Raw genomic sequence first — 17,864 nt, 5'->3', positions numbered from 1 at the left:
CCAGATACCAGCGACAGTCTTGTGGGCTCGGAGGTGTGGATAAGAGACAGGGCGCGCGCTGACGCTCTGCGAGAAGAACTGGCCGGCCAGCTCGGGAATCTGGTGCGCCTCGTCCAGGATGAACGCCGCCGCGCCCGGAAGGATCTCGCCGAAGCCTTCCTGCTTCAGCGCCAGGTCGGCAAACAGCAGATGGTGGTTCACCACCACCACGTCGGCTTCCAGCGCCTCGCGGCGTGCCTTCACCACGTGGCAGTCGTCGAAGAACGGACACTCCACGCCGAGGCAGTTTTCCGGCGTGGAGGTGACCCGCGGCCACAGCGGCGACTCCTCCGGCACTTCGGCCAGCTCCATGCGGTCGCCGCGGCGGGTGCGCGCGGACCACGCGCGGATCGTGGCCAGCTGGGCCGCCTGCGCGCGCTCGAAAGTGGCGCCTTCGCGCACGGTCTGGTCGAGCCGGTACAGGCACAGGTAGTTAGCGCGGCCCTTCAGCAACGCCGTCTTCAGCCGCGCGCCGAGCACCGAGCGCACCTTCGGCAGGTCGCGGAAGTACAGCTGATCCTGCAGCGCCTTGGTGCCGGTGGAGATGATCACCCGCTCGCCCGACAGCAGGGCCGGCACCAGGTAGGCATAGGTCTTGCCGGTGCCGGTGCCGGCCTCGGCGATCAGCGTGTCGCGCCCGGCAATCGCCTGCTGCACCGCCCGCGCCATCGCCTGCTGCACCGCCCGCGGCGCGAAGTTGGGCAGCTCGCGGGCGAACGGGCCGTCGGCACCGAGCAGCGCGCCGACGTCGTCGGGCCCGGCGTCATCGAAGTCGTTCATCCGCCAAGTATGGCGGAGCGGCAACGCGCGGCAAAACGGCAGCAGGAACCTGCCGTGACGCCCGCGGTCCGCTCAGTACCGCGGAATCCCGGGCTTGTGGCACTGCCCCACCCACTTGCGCGCGGTCTCGGCGCCGGCCGGGTCGCGCGCCTGCAGGCGCATCTCGGCGATGGTCTGCCAGTTGCGCGCGCACAGCGGGCCCAGCTTGGGACCGAGCGACCACGACTTGTGGGCCAACCTCTCGGCGGCGGAGAAATCCTTCAGGCGCACCGCCATCTCGGCGCGCTGCTGCAGCAAGTCGGGCGAATCCGGGCTGAGTTTCAAGGCCTGGTCGAGCTTGGCGGCGGCGGCGGCATACATGCCGCCCTGCTCGTCATATCTGGCGGCGTCCTGCAGTGCGGTGACGCCGGGATCGCGCAACGGATTGACGTCGATGACGGATTTGTCGCGGTCGCCGGCGGCGCGGATCGCCGCCACCTGGTCGTAGGTCGGCAGCGGCGGCCGGGTGTCCTGCGGCGGCGGCGTGGTGGCGAACATGCCACAGCCGGCCAGCAAGCCGGCAGCCAGCAGCGGAAGGGAACGCGGGACAGGGTAACGCATGATCAATTTCCGTTCGGGAGACTGGGCGCGGGGCTCGCCGCACCGGTGGCGGGGGGATGGTCGCTGCCGCCGAACAGGCTCTGGATACCCTGCCAGAAGCAGCCCTCGGTGTCGGCCGACAGCGTGCCGTCGATCACCGGCACCTGCTGCGCGCCCGCGCACTGCGGCTCGCTGCGCTTGCCGCTGGAGGGATTGACCCAGGCCATCTCCAGCCCTTCGCCGGGCGCGGCCGGCAGCGGCGTGGTCGGCAGCTTGGCGAACAGGTCGCGCCATGCACGCAGGCCGCCGGTGGCGCCGAACAGGGTGGTCGGCTTGTTGTCGTCGCGGCCCATCCAGAACACCGCCAGGTGGTCGCCGGTGAAACCGGCGAACCAGCTGTCGCGCATGTCGTTGCTGGTGCCAGTCTTGCCGGCGGCATGCAGCGAGGCCAGCGTGGAGTTGCCGAGCGCGCTGGCGGTGCCGTACTCGGCCACCTGCTGCATCGCCCAGGTGGTCAGCCGCACCGCTTCCTGGTATTCGCCGCGGCCGCCCTGCACCTGGTAACGCTTGATCGTGCGGCCGTTGCCGTCGAGCACGCCGCGCACCGCCACCAGCGGCAGCGCATGGCCGTCGGCGGCGAGGTACTGGTACAGCTGGGCCAGCTGCAGCGGCGACAGGTCGAGCGCACCGATCAGCAGCGACGGGCTGGGATTGATCTCGCCGATGCCGAAGGATTTCAGGAACGACTGGATCCGCGGCAACCCCACCTGCAGGCCCAGGTGGATCGTCGCCAGGTTCCACGAGTGCGCCAGCGCATCGACCATGGTCAGCGGGTCGTGGCTGCGGTGGTCGTCGTTCTGCGGCGTCCAGTAGCTGCCGTCGGGCTGGCGCAGGCTGACCGGGCTGTCGTCCATCATGCTGGCGAGGTTCCAGCGCTCCGGCTGGGTCAGCGCGACCAGGTAGACGAACGGCTTGACCGTCGAGCCGATCGGCCGGCGCGCATCCATCGCGCGGTTGAAGCCCGGGTCGCCCGGGATCTTGCTGCCGATCACCGCCAGCACGCTGCCGCTGTGCGCATCGGTCACCACGCCCGCGGCCTGCACGCCCTCGCCGCGCTTGCCGAGGCCCTTCAGCGCGCTGGTCACCGCCTGCTCGGCATACAGCTGGGCGGCCGGGTCGAGCGTGGTGAAGATCGACAGGTTGCCGTCGCGCAACGCCTGCTCGTCGAAATCGGCGGTGATCTGCGTGCGCACCAGGTCCATGAACGCCGGGAAGCGGTTGTGCGGCAGCTGGCCGTTCTGCACGATGTCCAGCGGCGCGGCCTGCGCGGCATTGAGCTGGGCGGCGCTGATCAGGCGGGTATCGAAGAACTCCTGCAGCACCAGGTTGCGCCGGGCCAGCGCGCGTTCCGGCGAGCGGCGCGGATCGTAGTAGCTCGGCCCCTTCACCATGCCGACCAGCAGCGCGACCTCCTGCGGCCGCAGGTCCTCCAGCCGGCGCCCGAAGTAGAACTCCGCCGCCGCCGCGAAGCCATGCACCGCCTGGCCACCCTGCTGGCCGAGGAACACGTCGTTGACGTAGGCCTCGAGGATGCGCCCCTTGCTGTAGTGCGCCTCCAGCAGCAGCGACATCAGCGCTTCGTTGATCTTGCGCGTGAAGTTCTGGTCGCGGCTCAGGAACAGGTTGCGCACCAGCTGCTGGGTCAGCGTGGAGCCGCCCTGCACGGTATGCCCGGCGCGCAGGTTGGCGAATGCCGCGCGCACGATCGCGCTGACGTCGATGCCGATGTGGTGCTTGAAGTCGCGGTCCTCGACCGCCTGCAGGCCGCTGACCAGCAGCGGCGGCACGTCGGCCAGGTGCACGAAGCGGCGCTCCTCCTGGGTGGCGCCGTACAGCGTGGCGATGCGCGCCGGATCCAGGTGCGCCAGCTCGATCTTCTTGCCGCTGGCGGCGTCCTGCACCGACTGCACCATGCCGTTGCCGAGGGTGACGCGGATCCGCTTGGGCAGCTCGCCGCCGTCCGGCCCGGCATAGCCGCGCGAGGAAATCGTGTAGCGCGCGCCCTCCTTCGCCCAGCTGCCGGCGACCTGGCCCCTGCCGTCGTTGCTGTAGCCGGCGAAGGTCAGCTCCAGCTCCAGCGCCGCCGGTTTCATCGGCAGGCCGGCGGCCAGCGGCAACGGCCGCGCGTAGACCCGGGTCGGCACCGCGAACACCAGGTCGTTGAAGCGGTCCTGCACGCGCTTGTTCAGCACCAGCGTGTACGGCAGCACGAAGCCCACCAGCAGGCCCGCGGCGATCCAGAGCGGGATGCGCAGCCAGGGCCAGCTGCGGCTCGCGAGCAGGCGAATGCGGGTCATCAAGGCCAACGTGGGGGAATCCGGCAATCAAGTGGGTCGATCATAGGACCTGCTACCCGGCGGGCATCTGAACGCGGCGGCCGTTTTCATGGCCGAATGCGGGCAATGCGGAACCCGCGAAAACGGAAACGGTAGGAGCGCACCCTGTGCGCGATGCTCTGATGTCGAACGTAGCCAAGAGCATCGCGCACAGGGTGCGCTCCTACGCGGGCGGCAGCCACATCGCGGGGTCGGGCCGGAACGGCCGCGGATGGACGCCCAGCACGCGCTGCAGTTCGCCGTTGTCGGCGACCAGGTCGCTGTCCAGCCGGCTCAACGGTCCGCGCAGCGGCGGCAACGCGCGCTGGCCCAGCCGCAGCAGCCACGCCGGCAGCGGCAGCGGCACGGTGGCCCGCGGCAGGCTGCGGCGCACCCGCGCGAACATCTCGGCGGACCGCAGCCGCTCGCCGCCGCCGATCGGCAGGATCCGCCCGGCCGCGGCCGGGCATTCCAGCGCGGCCAGCACCGCCTGCGCGATGTCGTCCGCATGCACCGGCTGGCGCAGGCCGCGGCCGGATGGCAGCGGGAACAGCCGCAGCCGCATCGCGCGGCGGGCGATCGGGGTGAGGCTCTTGTCCAGCCCGGCGCCGTAGACCAGGGTGGGCCGCAGCACGGTCCAGGCGCAACCGTGGCGCTCGCAGGCGGCGGCCAGCGCGGCCTCGCCGGCGCGCAGCTGGCGCGCGAGGGCGCGCTCGGCCGGCACGCTCGACTCGCGCTTGGTCTCGGCGCTCATCGAACTGGTGGCGACCACCCGCGGCGCATCGGCCAGCACGGCATGCGCCAGCCAGTCGGCCAGGCCCTGCAGCGGGCCGAAGCTGATGATCGCCGACAGCCGCGGCAGCGCCGGCACGCGATCGGGCAGGGTTCCCTGCAACCAGGTCACGCCGGCCAGCGGCGGCCGCGGCTGCCGGCTCAACGCCAGCACAGGCTCGCCGCTGGCGAGCAGGCGCGGCAACAGGAAGTGGCCGATCTGGCTGCTGGCGCCGAACACCAGGATCGTCATGCCGCGCTCATCCGCCACCTTGCAGGCGGGCGCCCAGGTCGAGCACGCGCGGGTTGGACGGCGCCAGCTTGCGCGCGCGTTCCAGCGACTGGCCGGCGCCGATGCGGTCGCCGCGCGCCAGCTGCTGCTCGGCTTGGTCGAGCCACGCGCCGGCCAGCCGGTTGCCCCGCGCGCCCTGCGCGGCGTCGCCCGGCGCCAGCTCGGCCAGGTTCGCCAGCATGTCGCCGGCCTTGCCCAGGTTGCCGGCGGCGAGCGCCTGGTCGAACTGCTGTTCGACCTGGTGAGGCAAGGCCTGCAGGCCCTGCAGCGCCATCGCGCTGTTGCCGTCGATCGCCAGCGCGCTGCGGTAGAGGTCGTAGGCACTGTCGCCAGGCGGCATCATGATGTCGCCGTTCTTCGTGGCGACCTGCGCGCGCTGCACCAGCCGTTCCACTGCGGCGGCCTGCTGCGGCGACACGGGGGGCGGCGCCGGCGCGGCCGGCCCGTTCGCGGCGCCCGCCGGCGAAGGCGCGGCGGCGGTGTGCTCCAGGCGCGCATGCGCGGCGGCAAGATCGGCCGATTTCGGCGCCAGCGCCGCCGCCTGGGCCAGCAACGCGGCCGCCTGCGTCGTGTCGCCGGCGTCGAGCGCGGCGTTGGCCTGCACGGTCAGCGCCTCAGCCACGTCGCCGAGGCCGGCACGCGCCTGCGCATTGTCCGGATCGAGCTTCAGCGCCGCCTGGAAATGGGCCAGCGCGGTGTCGTCGCCACTGCCGGTGATGCGGCCGGCGCGCAACGCGTCCTGGCCCGCCTTGAGCGCCGCCTCCAGCACGCCGCTGTCCTGCTTGCGCGCCTGCGCCTGCAACGCGCGCAGCGACGGCAGCGCGCCGTTGTTCGGCTGCAGCGCGGCCAGCTGCTCGATGCTGGCGTCGGCCGTCGCGGCGTCCTTCGCGTCGAGCGCCTTGCGCGCCTGCACCGCCAGCGCGTAGCCGACCTGATCCAGGCCGTGGGCTGCCACCGCGTTGTTCGGGTCGGCGCGCAGCACGCGCTGGTACAGCGCGCCGGCGCCGTCGGGGCCGTCCAGCTTGCCGGCGGCGAGGGCTAGCCGCGCCTGGTCGACCAGGTCCACCGTCTGCACCTGCCGCGCGCGGGCGCCGCTGATCGCGCGGTCCAGCCGGTCGATGTCACTGCCGCCGCCGAGCAGTTCGCGGGCCACCGCGGCCTGCTGCGCGGCCAGCGCCAGATTGCCCGCCTGCAGCGCGGCATCGGCCTGCGCCAGCTCGGCCTGGCCGACCCGGCGCAGGCCGTCGCGGGCGCGGTCATTGTCCGGTTCCAGCGCCGCGGCGGCCTGGAACAGTTCGCGCGCGCTGGTGCCGTCCTGGCCGTCCAGGCGGCCATCCTGCAGCGCCTGCTGCGCCTGCGCCAGCACGGTGTTGAAGTCGGTGCGCGGCAGCATGCCGCGCAGGCGGTTCTGGTTGAACCAGAGCACGCCGGCCGCCGCGATCGCCAGCAGCAACAGCGGCAGCAGCCAGCCACGGCGACGCCGTGGCGGCGCCGCCTGGCCGCCACGCGGATGGCGCGGCTCGACCGACACCTGCGGCAGGCCGTCCGCGGCCGGCGCGCGCGGCGCATCCAGGCGATCGATGTCGCCCAGGGTGGGCTCGGTGCGCACCGGTGGATGTGCGTCGTGCGGGTCTCGGCGTCGGCTCATGGTCCGTGGCGGTGGAGGCTGGCGCTGCAGCTTAGCATCGGGCCGTCGGCCGCCATTTGGCGGACCGGCGGGCATTGCGCGGTCATTCAGCCGACACCGACCCGGCGCACGTCGAGCACGTTCGGCAGCGCCAGCAGCTTGCCGAGCAGGGTCGACAGCTGCTCGAAATCGCGCACGCGCAGGGTGAAGCGCATCTCCACCTCGCCGGTGCGCACGAACAGCCGGCTGGACGAGGCGATGATATGGGTGCCGGCGTTGCTGACGACGCTGGTGACGTCCTTCTGCAGGCCCTTGCGGTCGTAGCCGCGCAATTCGATGTCGACCTCGTAGGCCTGGCTGGCGGCGCTGCCCCAGCTCACCTCGATCACCCGGTCCGGGTCGCGCCGGGCCAGCCGCGCCAGGCTGCCGCAGTCGGCGCGGTGCACCGACACGCCGCGGCCCTTGGTGATGAAGCCGCGCACCGGATCGCCGGGCAGCGGCTGGCAGCAGCGCGCCAGCGTGGTCAGCAGGTTGCCGATGCCTTCGATGCGCAGCGCGCTGTGGTCGAGCGTGGCGTGGCGCGAGGCCACCGGCGCGCCCGACTGGGTGACCGCGGGCGGCTCCGGCGGCTGCGCCGCCTCCTGCAGCACGCGGGCGATCTGCCCAGGCGTGACTTCGCCCAGGGCCAGCGCGACCAGCAGCTCGTCGTGGTTCTTCAGGTGGAAGTGCGCCGGCAGCCGGGCCACGTCCGCGTGGGTCAGCGCCAGGCGCTTCAGTTCGCGCTCGAACATGCCGCGGCCCACGGCGAGGTTGGCGTCGTGGGCGACCTTGCGGAACCACGCGCGCACCTTGTCCTTCGCCCGCGCGGTGTTGAGGTAGCCGTGGTGCGGCGACAGCCAGTCGCGGCTGGGTTCGGCCACCTTGCCGGTGAGGATCTCGACGCGGTCGCCGCTCTGCGGCTGGAACGTCAGCGGCACGATGCGGCCGTTGACCTTGGCGCCGCGGCAGCGATGGCCCACCTCGGTGTGCACCAGGTAGGCGAAGTCCAGCACGGTGGCGCCGCGCGCCAGGTCGAACACCTCGCCCTTCGGGGTCAGCAGGTAGACGCGGTCTTCCAGCAGCTCGGTCTGCAGCTCGGCGGCCAGCGCGCTGTCGTCCTCGCCGCGCGGCTCCAGCAGCTTGCGCATCCAGGCGATCTTCGCCTCGAACTCGGCGTCGCCGCTGCCGCCCTCCTTGTAGCGCCAGTGCGCGGCCACGCCCAGCTCGTTCGCCCGGTGCATGGCGTGGGTGCGGATCTGCACCTCCAGCGTCTTGCCTTCCGGCCCGATCACCGCGGTGTGCAGCGACTGGTAGCCGTTCGCCTTGGGCCGCGCGATGTAGTCGTCGAACTCGCCCGGCAGGTGCGGCCACAGCGAGTGCACCACGCCCAGCGCGGCGTAGCAGTCGGTGATGCTGTCGACCAGCACGCGCACCGCGCGGATGTCGTACAGGTCGGAGAAGTCCAGCGACTTGCGCTGCATCTTCTTCCAGATCGAATAGATGTGCTTGGGCCGCCCGGCCAGTTCGGCCTGGATGCCCGCCGCCGCCAGCGCGCGCTGCAGTTCGGCCAGCGAGTCGCGGATGAACGCCTCGCGGTCGGCGCGGCGCTCGTCGAGCAGGTTGGCGATGCGCCGGTAGGTGTCCGGCTGCAGGTAGCGGAACGCCAGGTCTTCCAGCTCCCACTTCAGCTGCCAGATGCCGAGCCGGTTCGCCAGCGGCGCGTGGATGTCGCGGGTGAGCCGCGCCAGCGCCTGCCGCTCGCCTTCGGGCAGCGCCAGCGCCGCGCGCATCCGCGCCAGCTGCCGCGCCAGCAGCACGAACACCACGCGCAGGTCGCGCACGATCGCCAGCAGCAGCCGGCGCAGGCCCTCCGCCGCGCCCTGCGGCGGCCGCTGTGCATGCAGCGCCCATACCTGCTCGGCCGCCTGCTGGCCGTCCACCAGCCGCTGCAGTTCCGCCGGCAGCCCGGCGCGGCGCGCCGCCCACAGCGCGGGATCGACCCGTGCCAGCTCGAACCACAGCGCCGCCGCCTGGGTCTGCGCATCGCAGCCGAGCACGCCGAGCAGGTCCAGCACGTCGCAGCATTCGGCCTGGTTCACCACGCGCGCGGCACAGGCATCCAGCGCTTCGGCCAGCGCCGGCGACAGCCGGCCGGCCCGGGCACGCCATGTGTCCAGGCTGACAGGCACAGCGGGAACGGTTAGAGCCATGAAACGGTCTTCCTCATCGCCGCATCCACCGGCCTGCGGCTGGCACGCGCCCAGCTTACCGCGCAAAATCCACGTTCACCTGCGGCACGCCGCCCTACGGATCCGTCATCATGAGAGTACGCCTGCTCCCGTTGCCACCATTCCTGCTGGCCTTGTCGCTGGGGCTGGGCTGCGCGCCGTCGCACGCACAGCAGGCCATCATGCTGCAACAGAAGATGGGGCCCGCGGAATTCAACCAGGCCGGACTGGACAAGCTCGACCCGGCCCAACTGCAGCACCTGCAGCAATGGCTGGTCGACCACGCTGCCGAACTCGCGGCGCTGGTACCGGCGTCCGCGGCGGCCTCCGCCAGCGTGGCGGCGGACCGGAAACCAGCACGTGGCGGCAACGGCACCGGGCGTGCAACGGACTCCGCCGACCGGAGCGCCGGGCGCATCGTGGTCAGCCCGGTCGCCGGCCATTTCGAAGGTTGGCGGCCGGGCAGCGTGCTCATCCTGCAGAACGGCCAGAAATGGCGCGTCAGCGACGACAGTTCGCTGACCACGCCACGCCCGGTCGACAGCCCCGAGGCCACCGTGAAACCCGGCGCTTTCGGCGGCTGGCTGCTCAAGGTGAAGGGCTACAACACCAGTGCGCGGGTGGAACCGGCAAACTGAGCTGGCACCGATCGCGCCGCGTGGCTGGCGCCGGAACGGCTTCGGAAGCAGAATCACCGCTCCGCGCTTCCGTTCGCCGCCACCTCGAGGATGCATCCCATGCCGATCCGCCTCCGTCACCTGGGCCTGCCGCTGCTGCTGGCCCTCCCGCTGTGCTGCGTCAGCGTCCACGCGCAGGACGCCAACAGCCTGCAGCAGCGCATGAGCAGCGCCGAGTTCAAGGCTGCCGGGCTGGACAAGCTCAGCCCGCAGGAACTGGCAAACCTCGACACGTGGCTGGCTGCGCATCCCGTGGTGAAGACCCGCATGGTCAGCTCCAGCGGCAAGCCGGTGTTTTACGCCGACAGCGCCAAGCGCCAGAAGATCAACGCACACATGGTCGGGCACTTCGGTGGCTGGCAGGGCCGGAGCGAGTTCACGCTGGACAACGGCCAGGTGTGGAAGCAGGTCGGCTCGGACAAGCCCGAGTGCATGACCTCCGACAACCCCGCCGTCAAGGTCAAGCCCACGCTGTTCGGCGGCTGGCTAATGTTCGTGGACGGCTGCAACGGCGATTCCCACGTCGAGCGGGTGCACTGAGCGGCGACGCGGGATAGCGCACACTCTCATCAGCCTGCCGGAAGCGCGGTCGGCCACGCCACGGAGCGGCGCCGGCACTGCGTGATTCTTGACCTGCAGGTAACAGCGCCGGCGCGCCGTTCACTCTACCGTCGCCGATGCCTGCATGTCCCATGGCACCGTTCAAATCACGCCGGGACGATGGATGCCAACGCCTTCGCCAGCCGCTTGGCCGACACCGGCTCGGCGGTCTTCAATTCCTGCGCGAACAGCGATACGCGCCACTCCTCGATCAGCCAGCGCAACTCGGCCAAGCTGGCTGGATCGGCACCGGCGGCGCGGTGCTGCAGGTACGCGCGCCAGTACGGCAGCACCTGCAGCATGCGCTGCTGGTCTTTCGCCGGGTCCTGCCGCAGGCGCTCACCACGCAGGCGCATCGCCTTCAGGTAGCGCGGGTAATGCGCCAGCCGCGCCGTGGGCAACTCGCGCAGGAAACCGGGCGTGAGCAGCGCATCGAACTGTTCGCGCAGGTCGTCGTAGCTGGCACGGGCAAAGCCCAGCAGCGGCGGCTGCAGCCACGGCCTCGCTTCGGCCTGCGCCTCGATCACGGGTTCGGCCAGCTTCAGCCGCTCGACGCCGGCACTGAACAGTTCGCGCGCGCACTGCGCGCGCAGCGCCTCGAACGCGCTAGCGGTACGCGCGTCCAGCTCGTGGCGTTGCAGCAGGTCGGCGAAACCGCCTTCGAGCAGATCTTCGCGCAAGCCCTCCACGCCGCCGAGCGACGCGTACTTCAAGGCCAGCGCATTGCCGATCGGCAGGCGGCGGCGCGCCTGCTTCGCCTCGCTGGCCAGCGCGTTGCGCAGCAGCCGCGCCACGCCTTGCCGGTGTGCTGCGCGCGCCTCGTCGCTGCGCTCGAACACGCGCAGCGCCACCGCCTCGCCCAGGTCGACCAGCGCCGGGAACGCGGCGAGGCCGCCTTCGGAGCGCACCTGCGCCGGGATCTCCTCGAAATCCCAGCTGGCCACGTCCTCGCGAGTCAGCTCGATGTCGGTCTTGCGCGAGAACGCCTCGCGCGCCTGGCCTTCCCACTGCCCGCGCAGCGCGGCGAGGTCGCGACCGCTGGCCAGCGTCCTGCCGCGCTCGTCGTGCAGGCGATAGCGCATCAGGAAATGCGGCGACAGTTCGACGGCGGCAAATTCGCTCGCGGCAATGTCGACACCGGTGGTGCGCTTCAGGAACGTGGCCAGCACCTTCGCCAGCGGCTCGTCGCGCGGCGACTCGGCCTCGACGAAGGCGCGCGCAAAATCCGGTGCCGGCACGAAGTTGCGGCGCTGCGCCTTGGGCAGGCCGCGGATCAGTTCGGCCACCTTGTCGGCGAGCAGGCCGGGCACCAGCCATTCGCAGCGTGCGGGCGGCAGCGCATTCAACATCGCCAGTGGCAGGTGCAAAGTGACGCCATCGGCTTCGTCGCCGGGAACGAAGCGGTATTCGAGCTTGTACCTTTGCGGTGGGATTTCGAGTGGCCGCTCCTGCGCATCCGGCAATTGCTCCCTGCATTGCTCTACCTCCGGCATCCCTGCCGTCGCCTGCGCTCGCGGCACTCGGACATCCATGTCCAGCGGCCGCTCCTGCGCGTCCTGCGCTCGCGGCACTCGGACATCCATGTCCAGCGCGGCAGGAAACGCTTTCGCGTCCAGCGCCGCACCGCCGACCATCACATCGTCCAGCGACCAGCGCAGCGCGGCCTGCTCGGCGGGACGCGCCTTGCGGTACCACGCGTCAAGCGCGCGGCTGCTGGCGATCTCTCCGGGCAGCTTGCCCTCGAAGAACGCGACCAGGTCATCCTCATGGCGGATCAGGCCCTCGCGCCTCTGCTTCGCCTCGATACCAAGCGCCTCTTCCAGCACACGCTGGTTGGCGCGCACGAAGTCAGCCCTGCTTTCGATATCACCCCGCACCAGCGCCTCGCACAGGAAGATCGCGTGGGCTAGCGCGGGATCCTGCTGCTGGAAGGTGACCGGCCGCTTCTCCACCAGCACCAGGCCGAACAGGCTGACCTGCTCGTACGCCACCACGCAGCCGCGCTTCTTCGACCAGTGCGCGTCGCGGCAACTCGTGCGCAGCAGGTGCGCAGCCTGCTGCTCGATCCACAGCGGCTCGACCCGCGCATTCATCATGCCCCACACGCGCCCACCGACGTCGAGGATCTGCGCGGAGAACACCCAGTTTGGCGGCGCCTTCGCCAGCGCCGAGCCGGGGAACACCTGGAACTTGCGCTCGCGCGTGCCGAGGTAGGCGCCCTTCTCGTCCTTGCGGCCGACCTGGGTGGGCAGGCCGGCGAGCAAAGCGCGGTGCACCGATTCGTACAGTTGCCCGGCACCGCTCTCGCTCCCTCCCCTGCTCGCAGGGGAGGGCTGGGGAGGGGTTCGCTTTTGATTTTGTGCAACATCGCAAAAAGCTTCACCCCCTCCCAACCTCCCCCTGCTTGCAGGGGGAGGAGCAAAGCGCGCATTTTGCGCTTCGTTCTGAGCAGCAGACGAAACATCCAGCTTCCAACCCAGCTCCTGCACCACCAACAACAACTGCCGGTGCAGCTCGCGCCATTCGCGCATGCGCATGAAGCTGAGGAAATGCCGCGAGCACCAGTCGCGCAGTTTCGACTGGGTCAGTTCCTCGTGGGCGTCGTGGTAGGCGCGCCACAGGTTCAGCACGCCGACGAAGTCCGACTTCGGATCGGCGAACGCGGCGTGCGCGGCGTCGGCCTGCTGGCGCGCATCGCCCGGACGTTCGCGCGGGTCCTGGATGCTGAGGAAGGACACGATGGTGAGCAGCTCGCGCAAGGCTTGCAGCTTCTCGCCCTCCACCAGCATGCGCGCCAGTTGCACGTCGATCGGCAACCTCGCCAGGGTGTGGCCGATCGGGGTGAGCTTGCGCGCGTCGTCGATCGCGGAGATTTCGGTGAGCCGGCGGAAGCCGTCGGCGACCACGCGCGGGTCGGGCGCTTCCAAGAACGGGAACTCGTCCACCTCGCCCAGCTTCAATGCCAGCATGCGCAGGATCACGTTGGCCAGCGACGAGCGCAGCAGCTCCGGGTCGGTGAACGCGGCGCGGCCGGAAAAATCCGCCTCGTCGTACAGGCGATAGCAGACACCCGGCCCCACGCGGCCGCAGCGGCCCTTGCGCTGATCCGCGGCGGCCTGGGAAATCGGCTCCACGTGCAGCCGTTCGAGCTGGCTGCGCTGGCTGTAGCGCTTCACCCGCGCGGTGCCGGTGTCGATCACGTAGCGGATGCGCGGCACCGTGAGCGAGGTCTCGGCCACGTTGGTGGCCAGCACCACGCGGCGCTTCACGCCGGGCTTGAACACGCGGTCCTGGTCGCCGGCGGACAGCCGCGCATACAGCGGCATGATCTCGGTCTCGCGGTATTGCCGGCGCGACAGCAGCTGGTGCGCGTCGCGGATCTCGCGTTCGCCGGGCAGGAACACCAGCACGTCGCCGCGCGGGTCGTCATGGCTGATCTCGTCGAGCACCGCGGCGATATGTTCGGCGCTGCCCTGCTGCATCCCATCGCGCGGTCGCGCATCCACCGGCCGCCAGCGCAGCTCGACCGGATACGCACGCCCCTCCACTTCCACCACCGGCGCGCCGTCGAAGTGTTCGGCGAAGCGCGCCGTGTCGATCGTCGCCGAAGTGACGATGATCTTCAGCTCCGGCCGCTTCAGCGCCAACCGCTTGAGGTAGCCGAGCAGGAAGTCGATGTTGAGGCTGCGCTCGTGCGCCTCGTCGATGATCAGGGTGTCGTAGGCGGAGAGCCACGGATCGCCCTGGGTCTCGGCGAGCAGGATGCCGTCGGTCATGAACTTGACCAGGCTGCGCTCGGACACCTGGTCGTTGAAGCGCACCTGGAAACCCACCAGGTCGCCCAGCGGCGTGCCCAGCTCCTCGGCCACCCGGCGCGCCACCGAGCGCGCGGCCAGCCGCCGCGGCTGGGTGCAGCCGATCATGCCGGCCTCGCCGCGGCCGGCGGCCAGGCACAGCTTCGGCAGCTGGGTGGTCTTGCCCGAGCCGGTCTCGCCGGCGATCACCACCACCTGGTGCTCGCGGATCAGCCTGACGATGTCCTCGCCGCGCGCGCTGATCGGCAGCGACTCGTCCAGCCGGATCGGCGGCTTGGCGGCCGCCCGGGCACGGCGTCTGGCCACGGAGCGCTCGATATCCGCGCGCAGCGCCGCCAGCTTGCCTTCGTCGGCCCGGCGCGACAGGCCACGCCAGCGCCCCAGCAGGCGACCGAAGTCGCGGCTGGACACCGTGTCCAGTTGCCGGCGCAGTTCGCGCAGGCCGGGATCGGCGGTGGCATTGTCGGCGGTCGGGTGGGTGTCGTTCATCGGACCGCACATGATAGCCGCTGGCGACCCGCCGACCTGATAGCCCCCGGCTATCGGCCGCATCGGAAGGATTCATTTCCCTGCCGCCCACCCACCCGCTACCGTCCTCCCATCGTCACCACCCACCGGAAGGAGCAGCACATGGCCATGAACATCGGTATCGCCAGGAAAGATCGCGAGCAGGTCGCCAGGCACCTGTCCAGGCTGCTGGCCGATACCTATTCGCTGTACCTGAAAACCCACAGCTTCCACTGGAACGTCACCGGCCCGCAGTTCAACAGCCTGCACACCATGTTCGAGACCCAGTACAACGAACTGTGGCTGGCCGCCGACGAGGTCGCCGAGCGCATCCGCACGCTGGACGTATTCGCCCCCGGCTCCTACAGCCAATTCGCCAAGCTCAGCGCGATCAAGGAAGAAGCCGGCGTGCCGGAGTGGAAGGCGATGGTGGGCCAACTGGTCGAGGGCCACGAGATCGCCGCCGCCACCGCCCGCGGCACGCTGAAGGCAGCCAACGCGGCCGGCGACGACGGCACCGCCGACATGGTCACCGGGCGTCTGAAGGAACACGAGAAAACCGCCTGGATGCTGCGCTCGCTGCTGAAATAGGCCGGCCGGCGCCTGATCCACCCATCGCAGGACTCCGACGGCACCTTCCCGCGAAGCTGCCGTTTTCCTGCCAGCCGCCTTCCGCACGCCGCCGCGGCTGACCTTGCGCTGACCGCGGCCGGCGATCTTTATTGAGCCCGATGCCTTGGATTGGTTAAGCTCCCCGGGCTCTACCGCCTGTTGCGCAGGCTTCCTCCGGGGACTTTTTTGAGCGCCACCGCAGCAAACCACAACAGCCGGTATCCGCTGCTCGTCGCGATCGTGCTCGCCCTGGTCGTGGCCGCGATGAACATCGGGCTGTGGTGGTACGGCAACCTGCCGCACGGGCCGGACGATTGGCACGGCAAGATCGGCGGCTACTCGCTGTCGGTATTCCAGCGCTACCAGAGTCCGTTCAAGCAGGACTATCCCAGCGACGAGGACATCGCCGCCGACCTGAAGCTGCTGCACAAGTACAGCGACCGGGTGCGCACCTACACGATGCAGCAGAACCCGCAATTGTACCGGCTGGCGCAGAAAGAAGGCCTGCAGGTGATGGCCGGCGCCGAGATCGACAAGCGGCTGGACAACAACGAGCGCGAGATCGAGCTGCTGATCGCCAAGGCGCGCGCCTACCCGGACACGATCACCCGCGTCATCGTGGGCAACGAGGTGCTGTTCCGCAACGACCTCCCGCCCGAGCAGATGATGCTGTACCTGGACCGCGTGCGCGCCGCCGTGCACCAGCCGGTGTCGATCGCCGAGCCGGACTACATCTGGCTGAAGTACCCCGAACTGGTCCAGCACGTGGATTTCATCACCATCCACCTGTTCCCGTTCTGGAACGGCATCGCGCGCAAGGATGCCGTCCCTGCCGCGCTGGGCGCCTACGAGTCGATCCGCCAGCGTTATCCCGACAAGCCCGTGGTGGTCGGCGAGATCGGCTGGCCGTCCAACGGCGACCGCCACGAATACGCCGACCCGTCGGTCTCCAACGAGGCGATCTTCATCCGCGACTGGATGAACGTGGCCAAGGCCGCGCACGTCGACTATTACCTGCTGGAAGCGTTCGACCAGCCGTGGAAGGAGAACCTCGGCGAGGGCCGCACCGGCGCGTACTGGGGCATGTTCAACGCCGACCGCCAGCTGAAATTCCCGCTGACCGGCCCGGTCACCGAAGACACCGGCTGGCCGTGGAAGGCGCTGGCGGCGAGCCTGCTGGCGCTGCTGCCGATGATCTTCTTCGCGCGCCGCTTCAGCCGCTTCAGGCTGATGGGGCGGCTGTTCTTCTGCATGTTGATCCAGCTCGCCTGCGGCCTGATCGTGTGGTCGGCCACGCTGCCGTTCAACTTCTACCTGAGCTGGGTGGACTGGACGATGCTGGTGCTGCTGTTCCCCGCCCAGGTCGCGATCCTCGCCATCCTGCTGATCAACGGCTTCGAGTTCACCGAAGTGCTGTGGCGGCGCGAGTGGATCCGCCATGCAGGCATGCTGAGGCCCGACCCGCCCGGGAAGCAGCCGTTCGTGTCGATCCACCTGGCCTGCTACAACGAGCCGCCGGAGATGGTGATCGTCACGCTCGACTCGCTGGCCGCGCTGGACTACGCGAACTTCGAAGTGCTGGTGATCGACAACAACACCAAGGACCCGGCGGTGTGGCAGCCGGTGCAGGAATACTGCGAAAAGCTGGGCAAGCGCTTCCGCTTCTTCCACCTGGCGCCGTGGCCGGGCTTCAAGGCCGGCGCGCTGAACTTCGGCCTGAAGGAAACCGATCCGCAGGCCGACGTGGTGGCGGTGATCGACGCCGACTACGAGGTACGCGCCGACTGGCTGGCCACCCTCACCGGTCATTTCCATGACGCGAAGGTGGCCGTGGTGCAGTGCCCGCAGGCGCACCGCGAGTTCGAGCACAACCGCTTCCGCCGCATGACCGCGTGGGAATACGACGGCTTCTTCCGCATCGGCATGCACCATCGCAACGAGCGCAACGCTATCATCCAGCACGGCACCATGACGATGGTGAGGCGCAGCGCGCTGGAAGGCACTGGCGGCTGGTCGGAATGGACGATCTGCGAGGACGCCGAGCTGGGCCTGCGCCTGATGCACGCCGGCTACGAGCTGGTCTACGTCGACGAGCTGATGGGCAAGGGGCTGACCCCGGCCGACTTCAAGGCGTACAAGAGCCAGCGCTACCGCTGGGCGTTCGGCGCGATGCAGATCCTCAAGGGCCGCTGGAGCTGGATGACCCAGAAGGGCCCGCTCAGCGCCGGCCAGCGCTTCCACTTCCTCACCGGCTGGTTCAGCTGGTTCGCCGACGCGCTGCACCTGGTGTTCACCCTGATGGCGCTGTTCTGGACCGCCGGCATGGTCGCCTTCCCGCAGTACTTCAGCCTGCCGATGCAGCTGTTCCTGATCCCGGTGATCGGCTTCTTCTTCGCCAAGGCGATCTTCGGCATCGTGCTGTACCGCGCCCGCGTGCCCTGCGGCTGGTACGACACGCTGATGGCCTCGCTGGCCAGCATGGGCCTGTCGCACGCGATCGCACGCGGCATCCTGCACGGGCTGACCCGCGAGAAGACCTCGTTCGTGGTCACCGCCAAGAGCCGGCGCCTGGGCGGCAGCAACTTCGCCGCGTTCGCGCCGGTGCGCGAGGAGCTGCTGATGGCGGTGGCGCTGATGCTGTGCATCGTGGGCATGGCGCTGGGCTACGGCACGCGCTACATCGAAGGCAGCTTGTGGATGTTCATCCTTGCCGCGCAGTCGATTCCGTACGTGTCAGCGGTGATCGGTGCATGGATCGCGCACAAGGCCGGCGACAAGGCGGGTTGACGCGGCACGGCCGCGTCGGCAGTCCGCGCACGTCGTCCTGATCCGGCTCCCGGCGATCCGGCCGGCTTCATACGAAGCCAACACCGGGCTGGGTAAGCTCCGCCGGGAGCCAAGAAACGATCCGAGGACGGAACCC

General features: G+C 70.1%; 11 protein-coding genes. 4 read left to right on the top strand and 7 right to left on the bottom strand.

The genetic code is table 11. The features are described 5' to 3' along the window. The 6 genes from AC3WRN_RS07340 to AC3WRN_RS07315 all read right to left on the bottom strand — a co-directional run. On the bottom strand, window positions 1–819 hold an 819-nt coding region (locus AC3WRN_RS07340), incomplete at its 3' end, for an ATP-dependent DNA helicase (RefSeq protein WP_492622493.1). 72 nt (window positions 820–891) lie between these two features. Continuing rightward, window positions 892–1,419: a tetratricopeptide repeat protein gene (locus AC3WRN_RS07335; RefSeq protein WP_492622492.1), complete on the bottom strand. Its 528-nt coding sequence runs from the start codon at window positions 1,417–1,419 to the stop codon at window positions 892–894. 2 nt (window positions 1,420–1,421) lie between these two features. After that, window positions 1,422–3,764, bottom strand: coding sequence for a penicillin-binding protein 1B (mrcB, locus tag AC3WRN_RS07330; RefSeq protein ID WP_492622491.1), 2,343 nt, complete (start codon window positions 3,762–3,764; stop codon window positions 1,422–1,424). A gap of 193 nt (window positions 3,765–3,957) precedes the next feature. Further along, window positions 3,958–4,797, bottom strand: a complete 840-nt coding sequence (locus tag AC3WRN_RS07325) for an SDR family oxidoreductase (RefSeq protein ID WP_492622490.1) — start codon at window positions 4,795–4,797, stop codon at window positions 3,958–3,960. Window positions 4,798–4,804: 7 nt separating this feature from the next. Beyond that, window positions 4,805–6,484, bottom strand: a complete 1,680-nt coding sequence (locus AC3WRN_RS07320) for a hypothetical protein (RefSeq protein ID WP_492622489.1) — start codon at window positions 6,482–6,484, stop codon at window positions 4,805–4,807. Between the two features lie 86 nt (window positions 6,485–6,570). Further along, on the bottom strand, window positions 6,571–8,712 hold the full coding sequence (locus tag AC3WRN_RS07315) for a bifunctional (p)ppGpp synthetase/guanosine-3',5'-bis(diphosphate) 3'-pyrophosphohydrolase (RefSeq protein WP_492622488.1): 2,142 nt from the start codon (window positions 8,710–8,712) through the stop codon (window positions 6,571–6,573). Between the two features lie 110 nt (window positions 8,713–8,822). On the opposite strand from AC3WRN_RS07315, the gene AC3WRN_RS07310 reads away from it, so the two are divergent. Further along, window positions 8,823–9,368 (top strand): hypothetical protein, encoded by a 546-nt coding sequence (locus AC3WRN_RS07310; RefSeq protein WP_492622487.1) that lies wholly within the window; start codon window positions 8,823–8,825, stop codon window positions 9,366–9,368. Between the two features lie 99 nt (window positions 9,369–9,467). Continuing rightward, window positions 9,468–9,947, top strand: a complete 480-nt coding sequence (locus tag AC3WRN_RS07305) for a hypothetical protein (RefSeq protein WP_492622486.1) — start codon at window positions 9,468–9,470, stop codon at window positions 9,945–9,947. 167 nt (window positions 9,948–10,114) lie between these two features. Here AC3WRN_RS07305 and hrpA read toward each other — a convergent pair whose 3' ends face one another. Beyond that, window positions 10,115–14,323 carry an ATP-dependent RNA helicase HrpA gene (gene hrpA / locus AC3WRN_RS07300; protein ID WP_492622485.1) on the bottom strand — a complete coding sequence of 1,403 codons (4,209 nt, stop codon included), beginning with the start codon at window positions 14,321–14,323 and terminating at the stop codon, window positions 10,115–10,117. Window positions 14,324–14,452: 129 nt separating this feature from the next. Between hrpA and AC3WRN_RS07295 the strand changes: the two genes are divergently transcribed. Beyond that, a complete protein-coding gene (locus AC3WRN_RS07295) occupies window positions 14,453–14,920 on the top strand; it encodes a Dps family protein (protein WP_492622484.1) in 468 nt (155 codons plus the stop codon). 207 nt (window positions 14,921–15,127) lie between these two features. Next, entirely contained in the window at window positions 15,128–17,728 is a 2,601-nt protein-coding gene (locus AC3WRN_RS07290; protein ID WP_492622483.1) for a glycosyltransferase family 2 protein, read from the top strand. Window positions 17,729–17,864 lie beyond the last annotated feature (136 nt).

This window comes from Rhodanobacter sp. FW101-FHT13A11 (genome assembly GCF_058790335.1).
The sequence above is the reverse complement of the archived record's forward strand: the minus strand, read 5'-3'. Positions and strand labels throughout refer to the sequence as shown.

Coding starts and splice junctions, on each gene's coding strand:
- AC3WRN_RS07335 (WP_492622492.1), bottom strand. CDS start 1,419: ATGCGTTACCCTGTCCCGCGTTCCCTTCCGCTGCTGGCTGCCGGCTTG.
- AC3WRN_RS07325 (WP_492622490.1), bottom strand. CDS start 4,797: ATGACGATCCTGGTGTTCGGCGCCAGCAGCCAGATCGGCCACTTCCTG.
- AC3WRN_RS07320 (WP_492622489.1), bottom strand. CDS start 6,484: ATGAGCCGACGCCGAGACCCGCACGACGCACATCCACCGGTGCGCACC.
- AC3WRN_RS07315 (WP_492622488.1), bottom strand. CDS start 8,712: ATGGCTCTAACCGTTCCCGCTGTGCCTGTCAGCCTGGACACATGGCGT.
- AC3WRN_RS07310 (WP_492622487.1), top strand. CDS start 8,823: ATGAGAGTACGCCTGCTCCCGTTGCCACCATTCCTGCTGGCCTTGTCG.
- AC3WRN_RS07305 (WP_492622486.1), top strand. CDS start 9,468: ATGCCGATCCGCCTCCGTCACCTGGGCCTGCCGCTGCTGCTGGCCCTC.
- hrpA (WP_492622485.1), bottom strand. CDS start 14,323: ATGTGCGGTCCGATGAACGACACCCACCCGACCGCCGACAATGCCACC.
- AC3WRN_RS07295 (WP_492622484.1), top strand. CDS start 14,453: ATGGCCATGAACATCGGTATCGCCAGGAAAGATCGCGAGCAGGTCGCC.